The sequence below is a fragment of the Nonomuraea sp. B208 genome (assembly GCF_057536035.1).
The window spans coordinates 583,658-603,317 of record NZ_BAAJOU010000010.1; the positions used below are offsets into that span (position 1 = coordinate 583,658).

General features: G+C 72.7%; 17 protein-coding genes. 9 read left to right on the forward strand and 8 right to left on the reverse strand.

Annotated features, from left to right (window positions below; all coding sequences use genetic code 11):
• The first annotated feature begins 18 nt into the window (after positions 1-18).
• From AC27IY_RS08040 to AC27IY_RS08055, 4 genes are all read left to right on the forward strand, one after another.
• On the forward strand, positions 19-1,806 hold the full coding sequence (locus AC27IY_RS08040) for an N-acetylglutaminylglutamine amidotransferase (protein WP_487177569.1): 1,788 nt from the start codon (positions 19-21) through the stop codon (positions 1,804-1,806).
• An 8-nt stretch (positions 1,807-1,814) separates the two neighbouring features.
• On the forward strand, positions 1,815-3,656 hold the full coding sequence (locus AC27IY_RS08045) for a S9 family peptidase (protein ID WP_344207017.1): 1,842 nt from the start codon (positions 1,815-1,817) through the stop codon (positions 3,654-3,656).
• Between the two features lie 72 nt (positions 3,657-3,728).
• On the forward strand, positions 3,729-5,441 hold the full coding sequence (gene ctaD / locus AC27IY_RS08050; RefSeq protein ID WP_487177570.1) for an aa3-type cytochrome oxidase subunit I: 1,713 nt from the start codon (positions 3,729-3,731) through the stop codon (positions 5,439-5,441).
• Complete coding sequence (locus tag AC27IY_RS08055) at positions 5,438-5,764, forward strand: DUF3040 domain-containing protein (protein ID WP_344207019.1); 327 nt, start codon at positions 5,438-5,440, stop codon at positions 5,762-5,764. The genes ctaD and AC27IY_RS08055 overlap by 4 nt, the downstream gene beginning before the upstream one ends.
• On the opposite strand, the gene AC27IY_RS08060 is transcribed toward AC27IY_RS08055, so the two are convergent.
• The 6 genes from AC27IY_RS08060 to AC27IY_RS08085 form a co-directional block, all read right to left on the reverse strand.
• Positions 5,692-6,867 (reverse strand): acyl-CoA dehydrogenase family protein, encoded by a 1,176-nt coding sequence (locus AC27IY_RS08060; RefSeq protein ID WP_344207020.1) that lies wholly within the window; start codon positions 6,865-6,867, stop codon positions 5,692-5,694. The genes AC27IY_RS08055 and AC27IY_RS08060 overlap by 73 nt on opposite strands.
• Before the next feature lie 24 nt (positions 6,868-6,891).
• Positions 6,892-7,497 carry a hypothetical protein gene (locus AC27IY_RS08065; protein ID WP_487177571.1) on the reverse strand — a complete coding sequence of 202 codons (606 nt, stop codon included), beginning with the start codon at positions 7,495-7,497 and terminating at the stop codon, positions 6,892-6,894.
• 9 nt (positions 7,498-7,506) lie between these two features.
• Positions 7,507-8,076: a DUF5709 domain-containing protein gene (locus AC27IY_RS08070; RefSeq protein WP_344207022.1), complete on the reverse strand. Its 570-nt coding sequence runs from the start codon at positions 8,074-8,076 to the stop codon at positions 7,507-7,509.
• A gap of 35 nt (positions 8,077-8,111) precedes the next feature.
• Positions 8,112-9,590, reverse strand: coding sequence for an aminotransferase class I/II-fold pyridoxal phosphate-dependent enzyme (locus AC27IY_RS08075; RefSeq protein ID WP_487177572.1), 1,479 nt, complete (start codon positions 9,588-9,590; stop codon positions 8,112-8,114).
• 81 nt (positions 9,591-9,671) lie between these two features.
• A complete protein-coding gene (locus AC27IY_RS08080) occupies positions 9,672-11,933 on the reverse strand; it encodes a catalase (protein WP_487177573.1) in 2,262 nt (753 codons plus the stop codon).
• A gap of 115 nt (positions 11,934-12,048) precedes the next feature.
• Positions 12,049-12,933: a diacylglycerol/lipid kinase family protein gene (locus AC27IY_RS08085; RefSeq protein ID WP_344207025.1), complete on the reverse strand. Its 885-nt coding sequence runs from the start codon at positions 12,931-12,933 to the stop codon at positions 12,049-12,051.
• A 103-nt stretch (positions 12,934-13,036) separates the two neighbouring features.
• On the opposite strand from AC27IY_RS08085, the gene AC27IY_RS08090 reads away from it, so the two are divergent.
• Complete coding sequence (locus AC27IY_RS08090) at positions 13,037-13,768, forward strand: phosphatase PAP2 family protein (protein WP_344207026.1); 732 nt, start codon at positions 13,037-13,039, stop codon at positions 13,766-13,768.
• 12 nt (positions 13,769-13,780) lie between these two features.
• On the opposite strand, the gene AC27IY_RS08095 is transcribed toward AC27IY_RS08090, so the two are convergent.
• Positions 13,781-13,954 (reverse strand): hypothetical protein, encoded by a 174-nt coding sequence (locus AC27IY_RS08095; RefSeq protein ID WP_329591804.1) that lies wholly within the window; start codon positions 13,952-13,954, stop codon positions 13,781-13,783.
• 109 nt (positions 13,955-14,063) lie between these two features.
• On the opposite strand from AC27IY_RS08095, the gene AC27IY_RS08100 reads away from it, so the two are divergent.
• The 3 genes from AC27IY_RS08100 (at position 14,064) to AC27IY_RS08110 (ending at position 17,726) form a co-directional block, all read left to right on the forward strand.
• Positions 14,064-14,444 (forward strand): phosphatase PAP2 family protein, encoded by a 381-nt coding sequence (locus AC27IY_RS08100; protein WP_364460565.1) that lies wholly within the window; start codon positions 14,064-14,066, stop codon positions 14,442-14,444.
• 1,486 nt (positions 14,445-15,930) lie between these two features.
• The gene (locus AC27IY_RS08105; RefSeq protein ID WP_091077263.1) at positions 15,931-16,587 is read left to right on the forward strand and encodes a response regulator transcription factor; all 657 of its coding nucleotides are present in this window, start codon (positions 15,931-15,933) and stop codon (positions 16,585-16,587) included.
• Positions 16,584-17,726 carry a sensor histidine kinase gene (locus AC27IY_RS08110; RefSeq protein WP_449954847.1) on the forward strand — a complete coding sequence of 381 codons (1,143 nt, stop codon included), beginning with the start codon at positions 16,584-16,586 and terminating at the stop codon, positions 17,724-17,726. The genes AC27IY_RS08105 and AC27IY_RS08110 overlap by 4 nt, the downstream gene beginning before the upstream one ends.
• Here AC27IY_RS08110 and AC27IY_RS08115 read toward each other — a convergent pair.
• A complete protein-coding gene (locus AC27IY_RS08115) occupies positions 17,692-18,612 on the reverse strand; it encodes a DNA-3-methyladenine glycosylase family protein (RefSeq protein WP_344207031.1) in 921 nt (306 codons plus the stop codon). The two genes, AC27IY_RS08110 and AC27IY_RS08115, sit on opposite strands and share 35 nt — an antisense overlap.
• Before the next feature lie 150 nt (positions 18,613-18,762).
• Here AC27IY_RS08115 and AC27IY_RS08120 point away from each other — a divergent pair, with 150 nt between their 5' ends.
• Positions 18,763-19,659 (forward strand): glycoside hydrolase family 32 protein, encoded by an 897-nt coding sequence (locus tag AC27IY_RS08120; protein ID WP_364460286.1) that lies wholly within the window; start codon positions 18,763-18,765, stop codon positions 19,657-19,659.
• Position 19,660 lies beyond the last annotated feature (1 nt).

The window sequence follows — 19,660 nt, forward strand, 5'->3', positions numbered from 1 at the left end:
ACAAGGAGGACTTTCGTAATGTGCGGCCTGTGCGGTGAGATCCGCTTCGACGACGAGGAGGCGGACATCGCCGCGGTGGACCGGATGACGGAGGCGATGCACGACCGAGGGCCCGACGGCTCGGGGTTGTGGTCGCAGGGCCCGGTCGCGCTGGGCCACCGCCGCCTGAAGATCATCGACCTGTCCGACAAGGCGGCCCAGCCGATGGTGGACGGCGAGCTGGGGCTGACGGTGGTGTTCAACGGCTGCCTCTACAACTACGCCGAGCTCCGCGACGAGCTGCGCCGCGACGGTTACACCTTCTACTCCACCTCCGACACCGAGGTGCTGCTGAAGGCCTACCACCGGTGGGGCACCGCCTGCGTCGAGCGCTTCAAGGGCATGTTCGCCTTCGCCGTCGCCGAGCGCGACACCGGCCGCGTGGTCCTGGGCCGCGACCGGCTCGGCATCAAGCCGATGTACCTGGCCGAGAACGGCCGCCGGCTGCGCTTCGCCTCCTCGCTGCCCGCCCTGCTGGCCGCCGGCGACGTGGACACCGGCGTCGACCCGGTGGCCCTGCACCACTACATGACCTTCCACGCGCTGGTGCCGGGCGAGCGTACGATCCTCGCCGGGGTGCGCAAGCTGCCCGCCGCGACCGTCCGCGTGGTCGAGCCGGACGGCACGAGCCGCGAGCACCGCTACTGGGACCCGCCCTACACCCGAGGCGCGCTGCCCGAGCACGCCGGTCTCGACGCCGACGAGTGGCGGGAGGCCGTCCTGGACGCGCTGCGCGCGGCGGTGCGCCGCCGCATGGTGGCCGACGTGCCGGTGGGCGTGCTGCTGTCCGGCGGCCTGGACTCCAGCCTCATCGTGGCGCTGCTGGCCGAGCAGGGGCAGGAGGGGCTGGCCACGTTCAGCATCGGCTTCGAGGCGGCGGGCGGCGAGAAGGGCGACGAGTTCGCCTACTCCGACCTGGTGGCCGAGCGCTTCGGCACCGCGCACCACCGCATCCGCATCCCCGACGGCCGCCTCGTCGACGGCCTGGAGCGGGCGGTGCTGGCCATGAGCGAGCCGATGGTCAGCCACGACTGCGTCGCCTTCTACCTGCTGTCGGAGGAGGTCGCCCAGCACGTCAAGGTGGTGCAGTCGGGCCAGGGCGCCGACGAGGTGTTCGCCGGCTACCGCTGGTTCCCGCCGCTGGCGGACGTGCCGCGCGAGCGGGCCGCCGAGGTCTACGCCCGCGAGTTCTTCGACCGCCCGCACGACGAGCTGGCCCGCGTCCTCGCGTCCGGGCACCTGCTGGACCACGACGCGAGCGGCGCGTTCGTCCGCGAGCACCTGGCCAGGCCGGGCGCCGACACCGCGCTCGACGCCGTGCTGCGCCTGGAGACCACCGCCATGCTGGTGGACGACCCGGTCAAACGGGTGGACAACATGACGATGGCGCACGGGCTGGAGGCCCGCACCCCGTTCCTGGACCACGAGCTGGTCGAGCTGGCCGCGGCCTGCCCCGCCGAGCTGAAGCTGGCGCACGGCGGCAAGGGCGTGCTCAAGGACGCCGCCCGCCGCCTGCTCCCCGCCGACGTCATCGACCGGCCCAAGGGCTACTTCCCGGTGCCGGCCATCCGGCACGTGGACGGCCGCGTCCTGGACCTGGTACGCGACGCGCTGACCAGCCGGGCGGCCCGCGAGCGCGGCCTGTTCCGCCCCGACTACGTCGCCCGCCTGCTCGCCGACCCCGACGCCGACGGCACGCCGACCGGCGTGAACCCGCTCTGGCAGCTCGGCCTGCTCGAAATGTGGCTCCAGGCACACGGGGTATGAGGGGGCGCATGACGCCGGATCTGGGCGGGCTCGCCCACGTTCCCTCGCCTGCCAGTCTGACCGCCGAGAGCTGCCTGGCGCCGGCGCTGGCCCCCGACGACAGTGCCGTGGCCTATGTCAGCGACCGCGACGGTCACCCCAAGGTCTGGGTGCAGCCGTTGCGGGACGGGGCCGAGGCGTGGCCGGTGGACACCGGGCCGCAGCCGGTCGTGGACGTGAGCTGGGCGCCCACGGGCGGGCACCTGGCCGTGCTGGTCGCGCCGGGCGGCGGGGAGCACACGCAGGTGGAGGCGGTGCAGACGCACGGCGGCGACCTGCGTACGCTGGCGGCGCCGCCCGGCGGGTCGGCGTCGATGGTGCGCTGGACCGGGCGCGGTGAGACGCTGCTCGTCGCCGAGACCGCCGCCGACGGCGTGACCAGCGCCGTCCTGGTGGACGCCGTCACCGGCGGGCGCAGGCCGATCGCCGCCGGCCACCTGCTGTGGCCGGCCGCGGTGAGCCGCGACCATTCCAGGATGCTGCTGCGGCGCGGCCCGCGCGGCGCGCGCCGGATGTACGTGGCCGACCTCGCGAACGGCGTGGAGCAGCCGCTGCTGCCCGGCCTGACCGGCACCACCGACCTCGGCGTGCTGTCGCCGGACGGCCGCACCGCCTATCTGGTCACCGACGCCGGCCGTGACCGCGCCGCGCTGCTGGCCGCCCGCCGCGGCGCGCTGGCTCCGGCGGAGGTGCTGGCCGAGCGCGAGGACGCGGAGCTGGACCGGTTCGCGCTGAGCGCGGACGGCCGCCGGGCGCTGCTGGTGTGGAACCGGTACGGCCGCTCCGAGCTGGACCTCCTGGACCTGGGCCGGGGCGAGCTGCGGCCGTTGCCGCCGCCGCCCGCCGCCGTGGTCACCTCGGCCCGCCTCTCCTGGCACGGCACCCTGGCCGCGCTCGCCGCCGAGAGCCCGGAGGAGCCGTCCCATGTGCTGGTGTGCGACCTCGGCACGGGCCGCTACCGGCGGGTGGCGGGGGCCGGTCCGTTGCCGGCGGCGGCCGGGGCCGAGCCGGTACGCCTGCGCGCCCGCGACGGGCTGGAGCTGACCGCCTGGCTGTACCGGCCGCCGCACGTGACCGGGCCCGCTCCGTACGCGCTCTACCTGCACGGCGGCCCGGAGGACGAGGAGCGGCCGACGTTCAACCCGCTGTTCCAGAACCTGCTGGCCGCCGGGATCGGGGTGTTCGCCCCGAACGTGCGCGGCTCCGGCGGGCACGGCCGCGCCTTCCGCCGCGCGGACGACGGGGCGCTGCGCTTCCGGGCCATCGAGGACGTGGCCGACTGCGCGGCCGAGCTGGTCCGCCTGGGGCTGGCCGATCCCGGCCGGCTGGCCTGCATGGGCTGGTCGTACGGCGGCTATCTGACGCTGGCCGCGCTGGTCGCCCATCCCGGCCTCTTCCGTGCGGGCGTGGACGTGGCCGGCATCGCCGACTTCGAGACCTTCTACGCCCGCACCGAGCCGTGGATCGCCGAGGCCGCCTACAGCGAGTACGGCCACCCGGAAGCCGACCGCGACCTGCTGCGCGCCCTGTCGCCGCTGCGCGCGCTCGACCGGCTGGCCGCGCCGCTCCTGCTCGTGCACGGCGCCGCGGACACGAACGTGCCGCTGTACGAGGCCGAGCAGGTCCTCGCCGCGGCCCGCGCGCTGGGCCTGCCCTGCGAGGCGCTGTTCTTCGACGACGAGGGTCACGAGATCCGGCAGGTCGCCAATCGGATCAGTTTCGTGGCCAAAGTGGTGGACTGGCTCTCACATCAGCTCAGAACGGTCGAGTACCGCCCAACCGGTCGCAAGGACTTCGGTCGCGCTCGGTAATCAGGCGATTTCCGTCAGAAGCCACGGGTACCGGATGTTCGACCCGTGGCGCCCGCATGACGGAGAGTGGCGATGACGACGTACCGGCCTGGCGAGGAGCCGCTGACCTCACCGCTGGCGCCCGTGCGCCACCACCGCAAGGGCGCGGTGATCGTGTCGTGGCTGACGAGCACCGACCACAAGGTGATCGGCTACCTCTACCTCATCACGTCGTTCGCCTTCTTCACCCTCGCCGGGATCATGGCGTTGATCATCCGCGCCGAGCTGGCCCGGCCGGGCCTGCAGGTGGTGAGCCAGCAGGCGTACAACCAGCTCTTCACCCTGCACGGCACGGCGATGCTGCTGCTGTTCGCCACGCCGCTGTTCGCGGGCTTCGCGAACGTGATCATGCCGCTCCAGGTCGGCTCGCCGGACGTGGCCTTCCCCCGGCTGAACGCGGTCAGCTATTGGCTGTTCCTGTTCGGCGGACTGATCGTGTTCAGCGCCATCTTCACCAACTTCGGCTCGCCCGACTTCGGGTGGACCGGGTACACGCCGCTGTCGCGCGCCACCTACAGCCACGGCCAGGGCGGCGACCTGTGGGTGATGGGCCTGGCGTTGTCCGGTCTCGGCACGATCCTCGGCTCGGTGAACTTCTTCACCACCATCATCTGCATGCGCGCGCCGGGCCTGAGCATGTTCCGGATGCCGATCTTCACCTGGAACGTGCTGCTGACCAGCATGCTCGTGCTCATGGCGTTCCCGGTGCTGACGGCGGCGCTGCTCGCGCTGGAGGCCGACCGCAAGCTCGGCACGCACGTCTACGAGCCGGCCTACGGCGGGCCGATGCTCTGGCAGCACCTGTTCTGGTTCTTCGGCCATCCCGAGGTCTACATCATCGCGCTGCCGTTCTTCGGCATCATCACCGAGGTCATCCCGGTCTTCAGCCGCAAGCCGATCTTCGGCTACGTGGGGCTGGTGGGCGCGACCGTGGCCATCGCGGGGCTGTCGATGACGGTGTGGGCGCACCACATGTTCGCCACCGGGCAGGTGCTGCTGCCGTTCTTCTCGTTCATGACGTTCCTCATCGCGGTGCCGACAGGCGTGAAGTTCTTCAACTGGGTCGGCACGATGTGGCGCGGGCATCTGTCGTTCGAGACGCCGATGATGTTCGCGATCGGGTTCCTCATCACCTTCCTGCTCGGCGGGCTGACCGGGGTCATCCTCGGCTCGCCGCCGCTGGACTTCCACCTGACCGACTCCTACTTCGTCGTCGCGCACTTCCACTACGTGGTGTTCGGGACCGTGGTGTTCGCCATGTTCGCCGGGTTCTACTTCTGGTGGCCGAAGATGACCGGCAGGATGCTCAACGACCGCATCGGCAAGTGGCACTTCTGGCTGCTGTTCATCGGCTTCCACACCACGTTCCTGGTGCAGCACTGGATCGGTGTCCTCGGCATGCCGCGCCGCTACGCCGACTACAGCGCCGCCGACGGGTTCACCACGCTCAACGAGATCTCCTCCGTCGGCGCGTTCATCCTGGGCCTGTCGACGCTGCCGTTCCTCTACAACGTCTGGTGGACGGCCCGGCACGCGCCGCGCGTCACGGTGGACGACCCGTGGGGGTACGGCAACTCGCTGGAGTGGGCCACCTCCTGCCCGCCGCCCCGACACAACTTCGTCAGCATGCCGATGATCCGCTCGGAGCGGCCCGCGTTCGACATGCACCACCCGCACACCTCCTACCGCCGCCACGAGGAGGACGAGCTGCCGGGCCCGGAGAGCGGCGCCGGCATCGAGCGGTGAGCCTGTCCGACCGCGAGCGGCGGCTGCTGGCGGAGATCGAGCGGGACCTGCGCTGCGGCGACCCCGGCTTCACGCGCCGGATCGACGCGCTGAACCGCCAGGGGCCGCAGCGCTACGCCTGCCACGTGAGCAACCGCCAGATGGTGGGCGTGCTGCTCGTCGTGGTCGTCCTGAGCCTGCTGTCGGCGGCGATCCTCGTGCTGACCGCTCCCACGAGCACCCCGCGCGGCGGCTCGGGGAGCGGCCGGGCTCACACGAAGGCGCTCAGCCCCGTCACCGCGCGGCCCACGATGAGGGTGTTGATCTCGCGGGTGCCCTCGTAGGAGTAGAGCGCCTCGGCGTCGGCCACGAAGCGGCCGATGTCGTAGTCGAGCACGATGCCGTTGCCCGCGAGCAGCTCACGCGCCCAGCCGACGACCTCCCGCATCCGCGTCGTGCAGTACGCCTTGGCCAGCGCCGAGTGCTCGTCCCGGTAGGTGCCGGCGTCCTGGAGCTGGGCCAGCCGCACCACCATGCCGAGCGAGGCCGTGGCGTTGCCGAGCATCCGCACCAGCAGGTCCTGCACGAGCTGGAACTTGCCGATCGGCCGGCCGAACTGCTCGCGCTCCTTCGCGTAGGCGAGGGCGATCTCGTACGCGGCCAGCATCACGCCGACCGCCTGCCAGGCCACCCCGCTGCGGGTACGGCGCAGGATGCCGGCCGTGTCGCGGAAGGAGTTGGCGCCCTCCAGCCGGTTCGCCTCGGGCACCCGGCAGCCGTCGAGCGTGATGTCGGCGTTCTGGACCGAACGCAGCGCCATCTTGTTCTCGATCTTGGTGGCGGTGAAGCCGGGCGTGCCCTTCTCCACCACGAAGCCCTTGACGTGCCCGTCGTCCGCGTCGCGGGCCCAGACCACGACGAGGTCGGCGAAGGTGGCGTTGCCGATCCACCGCTTGGCCCCGTCCAGCACCCACGTGTCGCCCTCCCGCCGGGCCGTGGTGCGCATGCCGCCGGACACGTCCGAGCCTCCGTCCGGCTCGGTCAGCGCGAACGCGCCGATCTGCTCCATCGCGCTCATCGCGGGCAGCCAGCGCGCCCGCTGCTCGGCCGAGCCGCAGGCGGCGATGCTGCCCATGGCGAGCCCCGTGTGCACGCCGTAGAAGGTGGCCATCGACGGGTCGGCGTGCGCCATCTCCATCGCGAGGAAGCCGCTGAGCAGGCTGCTCGGCTTCGGCCCCGGCAGCTCCTCGAAGGCGAGGCCGGCGATCCCGAGCGAGGCGTACTCCTTCACCAGGTGGGTGGGGAACTCCGCGCGGGCCCAGTAGTCGTTGGCGATGGGGACGACCTTCTCGCGCAGGAACTCCCGCACCCGCAGCAGCGTCTCGCGCTCCTCGCCGGCCAGCAGCTCCTCGAACGCGTAGAAGTCCCCCGTCAGCAGCTCCGCCATCTCCGCCCTTCCTCCTGTCGTCCGTCAGTAGGGACGGCCGGTGCCCTCGCCGGGCAGGTAGCCGCCGTCGTCGTCGGCCGTGCGGCCGGAGCCGCCGTCCGGGTCGTCCTCGTCGGAGGCCACCCAGTCCACGCCCGCGCCGATGTGCTCGCCGCCGGGCAGGCCGGGCTCTGGCTCCGAGGGCGGCTCGCCCTCGTCGTCGATCACCATGCCGTGCTCGGCCTCGTTCACCGGGCCGGTGACGCGGAAGCCGGGGTCGCCGCCCTCGCCCTGCGGCTCCAACCGGTCCGGCGGCATCGGGTGCGGGCTCGGGCCGTAGGTGGCGACGTGGTCCTCGATCTCGTCGGTACGCGCCGCGACCGCCTTCTCGTCGGAGCCCGCGGTCGCCGGCCATTCGTCGTCGCGGCCGGTGGTGTACCCCATCGGCGTCGCGTAGCCGCTCGTCGGCTCGGCGTCGTCGCGGGGCTTGGACCCGGGGCTCGGGTTCGAGCCGCGGATCGAGGCGGGGCCGACGTCGCCGCCCATGTTGTGCAGCTCGGCGTCGAACGTCGTGCCCCGGTCCTGCTCGCGTCGTTTGTCGCGTTGCTCGCGTTCCGCAGGTGTCTCCGTGGTGTGCTTCTCGTCAGACATGCCCCCTCCTCACTCGGGCTCGACCCGCATGGCGGCCTCTTCGGCGCTGTAGCCGCCCGAGTCCGGGCCCACCTCCGTGGCGATCTCGTCGGCCTCGGCGTCGGCGCGCGTCCCCTCGTCGGGCGCGACCAGCCGGCCGGCCCGGCGCGGCTCGTCCCAGACCTGGCCGGAGGGCTCCTCGGGCTGCGCCTCCCAGCCGGGGTCAACGTCGTCGTCGCGCTCGTAGCCCGTGTCCAGGTCCGCGCCCACGCCGAGGCCGCCCTCCTCGGTCACCCGCTCGACCTCGGGCGCGTCGTCCTGGTCGGTGGGCAGCCGGTCGGCCGTGGCGGACTCGGCCACGCCGAACACCGGCTGGTCCTCGGGAACCTCGCGGTCCAGCCGGCCGCTCAGCGACTCGCCCTGGATCTGCTCGTCGATGGTGGTGCCGAAGTCCTCCACGGCCACCGGGTGGTCGGCCGGCAGCGGGGCCTCCTGCGGGTCCACCGCCCACTGCTGCTGGGGCGTGCCGTCCTGCAGGTCGGGGATGCCCTCGTCCTCGAAACGGGAACGAGGGTCATGCTCGGGTGTGTTGTGACTCATGTTTTCGCCCCTACCCATACGTCGCAAAAGGCCACTTAACGGGCGTGATCCTCTTCGGCCACGACCCGGAACGTGTCGAGGGAGGAGTCGGCCGCGTCCGGGACGACCATGCCGCCCGCCAGCCCGCTCCGCAGGTAGCGCAGGATCTCGCCGTTCAGGCGCTCGCCCGGCACCACGGCGGGGACGCCCGGCGGGTACGGCGTGATGAGCTCGGCCGAGACCCGCCCGGCGGCCTGCCGCCAGGGCACGTGCTCGACCGGCGCGAAGAAGGCGTCGCGGGGCCGCATGGCCTGCTCCAGCCGCAGCCCGCCCGGCGGCGGGATCTCCACCCGCGGCGCGGGCGGCAGCTCGCCGGCCCGCGCGCTCAGGTCCCGCAGCGCGGCCAGCAGCCGTTCCACCGTCTCCTCGTCGTCGGCGTGCGTGAGCTGGACGCCGACCCGGCGGTGGTCGGAGTGGCCCAGGTTGATCCGGTGGTTCTCGCGCATCCAGTCGGTCGCCTGGTAGCCGCCCGTGCCGAGGCCGCTGACGTCCACCAGGAGCTGCATCGGGTCGGCGTCGAAGGCCCGGCCCTCGCCGCAGAGCTCCTCACGGGAATGCACGTGCAGGCCGTCGATGGCCTCGATCTCGATGCGCAGCGCCTCGGCCAGCTTCAGCGCGCGGTCGTACAGCTCGCGCCCGTGCTCGACCATCTGCCGCCGCCAGCCGTCGAGCGTGGCGTAGATCAGCGCGGAGGGGCTGGTGGTGCTGAACAGGTCCGCGCGCTCCTTCAGCAGCTCCGGCGCGACGAGGTCGCCCTGCAGATGGAACACCGAGCTCTGCTCCAGGGCCGAGCCCATCTTGTGGATGCTGGTGACGCACACGTCCGCGCCCGCGTCCATGGCCCAGGTCGGCAGGTCGGGGTGGAAGGGCAGGTGCGCGCCCCACGCCTCGTCCACGAGGAGCGGTTTGCCACGCTCGTGGCACAGGCGGGCCAGCGCGGCGAGGTCGGTGCAGGTCCCGTACGGGGTGGGCGTCACGACCAGCGCGCCCTTGGCGTCGGGATGCCGGTCGAAGGCCGCCGCGAACGCCTCGGGGCCGGGTGCGTGGGCCAGGTGCAGCTCCGTGTCCCATCGGGGCTCCACCCACACGGGGACGCTGCCCGACAGCACCAGCTCGGCCACCACCGACTTGTGCGCGTCCCTGCCGAGCAGCAGCTTCTCCCCGGGCCCCGCCACCGCGAGCATCGCGGCCTTGACCGACAGGGAGCTGCCGCAGGTGGAGAAGAACGTCGCCGACGCGCCCACGGCGTCGGCCATGAGCTCCTCGGCCCGCTGCAGCACGCCGCCCGACGACGAGCGGTCGTCCAGGCCGCCGGTGACCAGCACGTCGTCGCGGAAGACCGCCTCGCCCATCACCTCGGCGACCCTCGGATCGATCCCCCGCGCCTGCTTGTGACCCGGCGGGGTGAAGGGGAGCTGCCCGCTGTCGTGATAGGCCTGCAATGCCTGGAGGACAGGCGCCTGTGACTGATCCATGGGCCCGCTCTTGCCCTGACGTGCGGAGCGGAAACGCCGGAGGGGGCCGGGTGCGCACCCGGCCCCCTCCGTACCGTACGGTCAGGCGGCCGGCGGGAACCGCTCCCACACCCGGTGCGCCGCGAGCAGCCCGATCGTCTCGCGCAGGACCTGCTCGCCGTCCTCGCCGACGATCACGCCGGGCGCCTGCTCGGGCACGCCCGCCTGGGTGAGCGCCCGCGCCGCCGTGCCCCAGCCGCCGATCGCCTTGGCGTGCCGGTAGACCTCCATGACCATGAGCACGACGCGCGGGTCCACGCCCCCGTCCGGCAGGAGGTTGCCCGCCTTGGCGTCGCGCGCCCCGAAGGCGTCCTTGCCCGGCGCCGGCGCGCCCGCCAGCAGCAGGGCGTCGAACTCGACCGAGCGCGCGGTCAGGAACGTCCGCTGCACCGGCATCGTCCCCAGCATGCCGCCCTTCGGCGCGACGATCAGCGGCACCATGCCGGCGGCCAGCACGGCCGTCCGCACCGCGCCGACCACGCCGAGGTCGCAGGACTCGTCGGCGACGATGCCGATGATCCGCCCGTCGGTCGGCCACTCGCGGCCGACCTGCGACAGCGCGGGGCTCGGCGCGATCTCGGCCGGCGGCTCGGTCGGCTCGGGCACGGGCAGGCCCAGCCCCTGGGCGACCTCGCGGCACAGCACCGGGTCGATGTTGGCCAGCACCCTGAGCTGCCGCTCCTTCACCGCCTGCTCGTAGCACTTGCCCAGCTCGAAGGTGTAGGCGTCGATGATGTGCTCCTTCTCGACAGGAGACATGCTGCGCCAGAACAGCCGCGGCTGGCTGAAGTGGTCGGCGTACGAGGCGGGCGCCTCGCGCACCTTCCGCCCCGCCACCTCCACCGGCACCTCGACGTAGCCGCCCTCGGCCGCGCCCGCCTGGAAGGGACAGCCGCCGTCCAGCGAGTTCGGCCGGTACGGCGCCACCCCCCGGTGCACCGCGTCCTGGTGGAAGCCGTCCCGCAGCATGTCGTTGACCGGGGCGTGCGGCCGGTTGATCGGGATCTGCGGGAAGTTGGGCCCGCCGAGCCGGGTGAGCTGCGTGTCCAGGTAGGAGAACAGCCGGGCGGCCAGCAGCGGGTCGTCGGTGACGTCGATGCCGGGAACCAGGTGGCCGGCGTGGAAGGCGACCTGCTCGGTCTCGGCGAAGAAGTTGGAAGGGTTGCGGTTGAGCTCCATCAGGCCGATCGGCTGGACCGGCGCCAGCTCCTCCGGCACGATCTTCGTCGGGTCGAGCAGGTCGATGCCCTCGAACATCTGGTCAGGGGTGTCGGGGAAGGTCTGGATGCCCAGCTCCCACCGCGGGTACGCGCCCGCCTCGATCGCGTCGGCGAGGTCGCGCCGGTGGTAGTCGGGGTCCACGCCGTTGATGAGCTGGGCCTCCTCCCACGTCAGGGAGTGCACGCCGAGCTTCGGCTTCCAGTGGAACTTCACCAGCGTCGTCGCGCCCTCGGCGTTGACCAGCCGGAAGGTGTGGACGCCGAAGCCCTCCATCATCCGGAAGGAGCGGGGGATGCCGCGGTCCGACATGTTCCACATCGTGTGGTGGGTGGCCTCGGTGTGCAGGGAGACGAAGTCCCAGAACGTGTCGTGGGCGCTCTGCGCCTGCGGGATCTCCCGGTCGGGGTGCGGCTTGCCCGCGTGGATGACGTCGGGGAACTTGATGCCGTCCTGGATGAAGAAGACCGGGATGTTGTTGCCGACCAGGTCGTACACGCCTTCGGTGGTGTAGAACTTGGTCGCGAAGCCGCGGGTGTCGCGTACGGTGTCGGCCGAGCCGCGCGAGCCGAGCACCGTGGAGAACCGCACGAAGACCGGCGTCTCGACCCCTTCGGCGAGGAAGGCGGCCTTGGTGATGTTCGCGGCGGTGCCGTACGAACGGAAGACGCCGTGGGCGGCCGAGCCGCGCGCGTGCACCACCCGCTCGGGGATCCGCTCGTGGTCGAAGTGCATGATCTTCTCGCGCAGGTGGAAGTCCTGCAGCAGCACCGGGCCGCGCGGACCGGCCTTGAGCGAGTGGTCGGTGTCGGGCAGCCGCACCCCCTGGGCGCTGGTCAGGAACGCGCCGCCCTGCGCCATCGCGTCCTGCGACGCGCCCGTCGGCTGCCCCGTGGGGGAGAAGGTGTCCGGGCCCGTCTGGTCGGGCTTCGGCGCCAGCGGCTCGCGCGGCTCGACCGGCTCCTCCAGCGAGGGCGGCTCGCTGTTCGGCACGCCGGGGATCTCGGCCTTCTCCGGGTGACCGTGGTGGGCGACGGTGTCCACGACCTTCTCGACCGCCGACTTGATCGGGTTTGACTCGCTCATGGATAGCACTCCTCGGCACGCGCCGTGACATGGATGTCTTTGCTGTCAGGCGTCGTTCGCTACCCAGGCCGGTCGCGGCCATTCCGAGAAGTCCAGGTCAAGCCCGTGACACCGGTCACCGCGCAGGTGGCAGGCAGATCGTGAGCGCGCCGGGCGCGGCCTCGGCCTCGATCTCCGTGACGCTGTCCCGGTCGCCGCCGTCCAGCTCGTACGTCAGCGGCGAGCCGAACTTCGCCGACACCTTGCGCGCCCGCGTGATCCGCACGAACGGCGACTCGTCGGAACGCCCGGCCGCCATCCTGCCGAGCACCCGCGCCCACTGCACCGGGCCCTTGGCCGTCGAGACGCCCACGTCCAGCCAGCCGTCGTCCGGCCGGGCGTCGTCGAACGCCTCGATGCCGCCCGCGATCGTGCTCACGTTGCCCAGCAGCAGGCAGCTCGCCATGCCGTCGAACCAGGTGGAGCCGTCGATCTCGATCGTCATCGGCACCAGCGGGCCGCCGACGCCCTGGACGGCCGCCTTGACGTAGCTCAGTTTGCCGAGCTTCCGCTTGGCCGCCCCGTCGGTCGCGGCGATCATCTCCGCGTCGAACCCGGCCCCGGCCATCACGGCGAAGTGCTCGCCGTTGACCACGCCCAGGTCCAGCCGCTCGCGCCGCCCGTGGAAGCCGATCCGCACGGCCTCCTCCAGGTCGATGGGGATGCCGAGGTTGCCGGCGAACAGGTTCGCGGTGCCGGCGGGCAGGATGGCCATCGGCACCTTGGAGTCGGCGAGCGCGTCGGCGCAACGCTGCACCATGCCGTCGCCGCCCCAGACGAACACCAGATCGGCGCCCTTCTTCAGCGCCTTGCGCACCTTCTTGGGCGCCTTCTTGCTCTTCGGCACCTCGTACCAGAGCAGGTCGCCGACGCCTTCCTCGGTGATGAGCACCCGGAGCCGGTCCAGGCCGGCTCCTAACGTCTTCTTGCGGTGGGCGATCACCGCCACAGTGGGGGACATGTGGGTGCGACTACCCCGGCCGCGGCTTCTCAGACAGGAGCATTAATCGCGCGCCCGCTGGGTAGCCGTGGCGGACGCGCAACCGAGGGAAAGGGCGGGAGACGTGAGACTTCCACAGCTCAAAGATCCTGATCGCGGTCTCGGGCTGCGGCTGGCGCTGGCGAGTCTCGCCGTGGCGCTGATCATGATCCCGTTCACCCTTCTCCTCGTCGTGGCCAAGATGCCGCTGAACGACCTGGACCACCAGGTGGCGGTGGACCTGCACGCGTACGCGCTCGCCCACCCCGGCGTGACCACGGTGCTGATCGTCTGGACGGACCTGTTCGGGCCGTGGCCGTGGCGGATCGCGGTCGGCCTGTACGCCGCCTGGCTGTTCTACCGGGGCGCGCCGCGCCTGGCCGCGTGGGCGGTCACCACGATGGTCGTGGGCGGGCTGCTCGGGCTCGCGCTGAAGATCGTCGTGGCCCGGGCCAGGCCGCACCTCCCCGACCCGGTCGCGCTCGCGCCGGGCGACTCGTTCCCGTCGGGCCACGCGGTCAACGTGACGCTCGGCGTGGGCGTGATCGTCCTGCTCCTGCTGCCCTCGCTGCCCCGGTGGGGGCGGCGGCTGGCGTGGGCGGCCGGGTGGTTCGTGGTGCTGTCGGTGGCGTACACGCGGGTGGCGCTCGGCGTGCACTGGGTGAGCGACGTCGTGGGCGGCATCGTGCTCGGCGTGGCGGTGATCGCCGCCACGGCGGCGGCGTTCGAGATGTGGCGGCGCGAGCAGGGGCGCAGACCGGCCTCGCCGGTGAGCGAAGGAGTGGAACCGGAATCGGTGAAGGTGACCCATGAGTGAGCACGTGAAGTACTACGCCTCGACGATCTTCTTACCGCTGGTGCTGCTGGCCGCCGTGACGTACGGGGTCGGCCGGGCGATCCTCGCCTGGCCGACCGGGGAGGCCGGACTGAGCCGGGCGCTGGCCGCCGACCGCACCTCCGAGTGGAACACCCTCACCGACTTCGGCAGCAGCCTGTCCGACACGCCCTACATCGTGGCGCTCACCGCGATCGCCGCGATCGCCTTCCGGCTGGTGTGGAAACGCTGGCTGGAGTCGGTCTTCCTGATCGTCGCGGTGTGGAGCCAGTCACTGGTGTTCCTCGGGACCACCGAGGTCGTCGGCCGCCACCGGCCGCCGGTGGAGCACCTGGACCCGGCCCCGCCCACCTCCAGCTTCCCGTCCGGGCACGTCAGCGCGGCGGTCGCGTTCTACTGCGGCCTCGCCCTCGTGCTCGCCACGCACACCCGCAACCGGGCGCTGCAGGTGGTGATCTGGGTGCTCGGCGTCGCCGCGCCGCTGAGCGTGGCGTTCTCCCGCCTGTACCGGGGCATGCACTTCCTCACCGACGTGACCTGGGGCCTGCTGCTCGGCCTGGTCTGCGTGGTCGTGGCGGCGCGGGCCATCCTGTTCCGGCGGGTCGGGGCGGAGGGCCGGCCGGCGGTCGCCCTGAAGGCGCAGGCGCAGGCGTCCTGACGCCAGGGCGGCGGCCAGGCACGCGGGCGGGATGGCGGGCAGCACGTACCGGTGGTCGAAGTCGAGCGCGGCCACCGGCGCCACCAGCAGGAACATCGCGAACGCCCACGGCAGCAGCACGGCCCGCCGCTCCCGCCCCGCGGCCACGCCGAGCCCGCCCACGACGAGCAGCACCCCCAGCAGCGGGCCGTGCAGCGCCCACGGGTACCGGTAGGCGGCCAGGACCGACGCGTACGGCTCGATGGACGACATCCCGCTGATGTCCTGGTCGTACTCGGCGCGGACCTTCCCGATGAGGGCGTGCTCCTCGGGCAGCGACCACGACCCGACGGGGAAGTCCGCCGTGGCCGTGACCCGCTTCGGATGCGCGACCGGCTCCCAGGTGAAGGCCAGCGAGGTGTCCTTGATCACCTCACGCAGGTAGTCGAGCGGCTGGGCGGCGATCGCGGCGAGGGCGAACGACCTGGCCGCGTCGTTGTGCGTGAAACGGTCGCCGGGCAGGCGGTTGAGCGCGGCGCCCGGCGCCCAGACGTACTCGGAGGCGGCGTCCACGACGGTGCCGTTCGGGCAGAGCGGGGCCAGGTCGGGCGGCGGCTTGATCACCGAGCAGTCGGCGAACGTCATCGTGCGCGCCCACAGCGCCACCCCGTCGGAGCCGCTCAGGCCGAACCTGCCGTGGTGCTGGGCGTACCAGCCGGCGTAGGCCAGCAGCGGCAGGCCGCCCGCGAGCGCCAGCGCGACCAGTGGCCGCCAGTGCCGCCAGGGCGTGCGGCGCAGCAGCAGCCAGAGCGCGGCCAGGCCGAGCAGCGGCACGGCGGCGGTGCGGGTCAGCCCCGCCAGCGCGAGCAGCAGGCCCGCCGCGGCCGCGGCCCGGACGGAGATCTTCCCGGGCCGCCACATGAGCACCAGCAGCGCGGCCGTGACCAGGAAGATCACCTGGAGGTCGGACAGCACCGCGTGCTCCAGGCGGACGAACGGCGGGGCGAACAGGACCGGCAGGGTCGCCAGCGCCGCCCCCCAGCCGGGCAGCGAGCGCCGGCGCAGCAGGGCGTACATCATCACCGCGACCCCCAGGCCCATCACGTGCTGGACCGCGACCACGAGCCGGACACTGTGGAAGGGAAGCAGCGCCCACAGGAACCACGAGTACCCGGCGGGGTGGAACGCTCCCTGCGGCCGCATGTGCACGGCCGTGTCCAGGTAGGTGAAGGAGTCGTACCAGTAGACCTGCGCCGTGTCGTAGCCGAGCATGACCAGCACGCGCAGCGCGGCGGCCAGGGCGAGCACGCAGCAGAACAGCCGATGCGTCCGGAGCAGTCGGGCTGTCACGGACGTCCTCCCGTACGTCGGGCCGGTCGGTTCCGGCCGTAGGCAGGGCAGTCCAGCGGATGACCGATAACCTGATCGTCACGAGATTTGGTTATGCGGGCGTTATGTGGGTTCGGCGAGGATCTTCGCCGTTCATGGATCTCGCGAGGGGGCGCGCGTGCGGGTGCTGGTGGCTGAGGACGAGAAGATGCTCGCCGACTCGATCGCCGAGGGGCTGCGGGGCGAGGCGCTGGCGGTGGACGTCGCCTACGACGGCGAGGCGGCGCTGGAACGCCTCGCCGTGCACGACTACGACGTGCTCGTCCTCGACCGCGACCTGCCCCAGGTGCACGGCGACGAGGTGTGCAGGACCGTGGTGGAGAAGGAGTGGCTGGTCAGGGTGCTGATGCTGACCGCCGCCAGGGACGTGCGCGACCGCGTGCGCGGGCTGTCGCTGGGAGCCGACGACTACCTGCCCAAGCCGTTCGCGTTCGAGGAGCTGGTGGCCCGCGTGCACGCGCTCGGCCGGCGCGCGAGGAGGGCCGACCCGCCCCTGCTGGAGCGGGCCGGGGTGCGGCTGGACTGGGCGCACCGGCAGGTGTTCCGCGACGGCGTGTACGTGCCGCTGGCGCGCAAGGAGTTCGGCGTGCTGGCCGAGCTGCTGCGCGCCAGGGGCGCGGTCGTCTCGGCCGAGGACCTGCTGGAGAAGGTGTGGGACGAGCACATCGACCCGTTCACCAACACCGTGCGCACCACGGTCATGAAGCTGCGCAAGAAGCTCGGCGAGCCCCAGGTCATCGAGACCGTCCCCGGATCGGGCTACCGCATCCCGTGAGCGCGCGTCTGCGATTCGCCGTGTCCTGCGCCGTGGGGTTCCTCGTCCTCGGTGCCTTCGTGCTCGCCGGCGTGTGGCTCGTCGTGCGCTCCAACCTCGAATACCGCGCCGACCTGCTCACGCCCGCCTGCACGCAGGACGGGGTCTGCAGGAACGACCCGCTGTACGAGGTGGGGCGCCGGCAGGCGATGCGGGTGCGCGCCGCCTACCAGCGCGACACCCTCAAGGCCGTGCGCGACCTCGGCGCGCTCGCCGTGGTGGCGGGGGCGGCCGGGGCGTTCGGGGTCGGCTGGCGGACGGCTGGCTGGGTGCTGCGGCCGCTGCGGCGGATGACCGAGACCGCCCGCCAGGTCGCCCAGAGCCACGACCTCACCGAGCGCATCTCCTACGAGGGCCCGCGCGAGGAGGTCAAGGAGCTGGCCGACGTCTTCGACACCATGCTCGGCCGGCTGGCCCGCGCGTTCGACGCGCAGCGCAAGTTCGTCGCGAACGCCTCCCACGAGCTGCGCACCCCGCTGACCATCAACAGGACCCTCGTGGACGTGGCCGTGCGCCGGCCCGACGCCACCGACGACGTCAAACGGCTCGGCGAGTCGCTGCTGCTGGTCAACGCCCGGCACGAACGCCTCATCGACGGCCTGCTGGCGCTGGCGGAGGGCGAGCAGGCGGTGCTGGACCGGCGGCCGTTCGACCTGACGGACGTGGCCGAGCACGTGCTCGACCAGGCCGCCGCCGAGGCCGCCGAGCGCGAGGTGACCATCCACCGGCTGCTCGACCCCGCGCCGACCACCGGCGAGGCGGTGCTGGTGGAGCGGCTGGTGCAGAACCTGCTGGAGAACGCGATCCGGCACAACCACCCGAAGGGCGAGGTGTGGCTCTCGACCCGGCGCAGGGCCGAGCGGGTCGAGCTGGTCGTGGCCAACACCGGGCTGCCCGTGCCCGCCTACGAGATCGAGACGATCTTCGAGCCGTTCCGGCGGCTGCACGGCGACCGGCTGCGCTCGGACCGGGGGAGCGGGCTCGGCCTGTCGATCGTCAAGGTCATCGCCGAGGCCCACGGCGGCACGGTCACGGGCTGGCCGCGCGAGGAGGGCGGCCTCACCATCACCGTCGAGCTGCCGGTGGACCCGGCCGCGTGACCGCCTGGTCGTCGAGGGTGCCGTAGGCCGTGGCGCGGAACAGGAAGGACGCCCACGAGCGGTAGGGCCGCCACGCGTCGGCCAGCTCGCGGTAGGCGGCCGGCGGGGCGTCCTCGGGCAGTCCGTACGCCTCCCGCAGGATCGCGAACAGCCGCGGCTCGTCGCCGGGGAAGGCGTCCGGCGCGCCCGCGCCGCGGATCAGGATGAGCCCGGCGGAGAACGGCCCCACCCCGGGCAGGGCCCGCAGCTCGGCCAGCGCCTCCTCGGGGGCGAGCGAGCGCAGGTGCTCGGTGGTGAGCACGCCGTCGAGCGCCGCCCGTGCCAGCCCGCGCACCCACTCCTCCTTCTGCGCGGGCAGCCCGAGCCCGCCCGCCTCCAGCAGCGACACCGGCGGCGGGAACGCCTGGAACGCCTGCCCGTCCACGACGACCTCGGCGCCGAAGCGGGCGGCGATGCGCTGCTTGACGCGCGAGGCGACGAGCATCGACGAGCGCTGCACGATGACCGCCCAGCACGCCGCCTCCCACGGGCTCCAGAAGCACAGCGGGCGCAGGCCGGGACGCCGCCGCTGCACGTCGCCGAGCACGGGATCGGCCTCGCCGGCCTTGGCGAAGCCCGTGCCGTCGACGTCGAGCGAGAAGATCCGCGCCACCTCGCCGCGGATCGACGGGCCCGCGGGCCGTGTGGTGGCCACCTCGACCCCGCCGGGCGCCGCCGTCACCCGCACCCCGATCGGCTTCCAGTCGTGCTCCGCGCAGTAGGCGAAGCGCAGCGCCCGCCCGTCGGAGGGCAGCGCGCTGGTGGCCGGCCAGTCCTCGGCGAAGCGCAGGCAGCCTCCGAAGTCGAACGGACCGTCGGCGGTGATGGTGAATCCGTGCGGGGTCATACCCGTAGGGTAGAAGCCGCCCCCGACAGACCCGGTTCGCTCCACCGGAACGCCTCGGATTCCCGGTAAAGTCCATAGGCAATGAGGAGAATCCTAAAGAAGGGGCAAGCGGCGATGTCCGGCACCCAGTCCAGCCCTACGCTCGGTCCCATGCCGATCGACGAGAACGCCCTTCTGCCCGACCCCGACCGCGCCCGCGTGGCGATCGGGCCGCCGTCGCCGGGGGAGGGGCACTGGGCGGGCGCGCCCAGTGCCGTCGCCGCCGGCGGGCTCATCCACCTGGCCTACCGGCTGCGCCGCCCCGTCGGGCAGGGCCGCGGCTACGCGGTGGCGATCGCCCGCTCTGTGGACGGCGAGCGCTTCGAGACGCTCGCCACGATCACGCGGGAGGAGATGGACGCCGAGTCGCTGGAGCGGCCCACCCTCGTCCACCTGCCCGACGGGCGCTGGCGGCTCTACCTGAGCTGCGCGACGACCGGCACCAAGCACTGGCGGGTGGAGGTGCTGGAGGCCGACGAGCCCGGCGCGTTCGACCCGCGCACCCGCGTGACGGTCCTGCCCGGCGACCCGAAGACCGGGGTCAAGGACACGGTGATCGTCCGGCGCGACGGCGTGTGGCACCTGTGGGCCTCCTGCCACCCGCTCGCCGATCCCGACGAGGCCGACCAGATGGTCACCGACTACGCCACCAGCGCCGACGGTCTGGAGTGGACCTGGCAGGGCACGGCGCTGACCGGCCGGCCGGGGATGTGGGACGCGCGCGGCGTCCGCGTGAGCGCGGTGCGCTTCGACGGCGACCGGGTGGTGGCCTTCTACGACGGCCGGGCCGGCGCGGAGGAGAACTACGAGGAGCGCACCGGCATCGCGGTCGGGACCGACCCGGCCGCGCTGACCCCCGTGGGCGAGCGGCCCGCCGCGCGCTCGCCGTACGGCGGGGGCGGCCTGCGCTACCTGGAGCTCGTGGACCTGCCCGGCGGCGGGACCCGCCTCTACTACGAGTACACCCGCGAGGACGGCGCCCACGAGCTGCGCACCGAGCTGCGCTAGC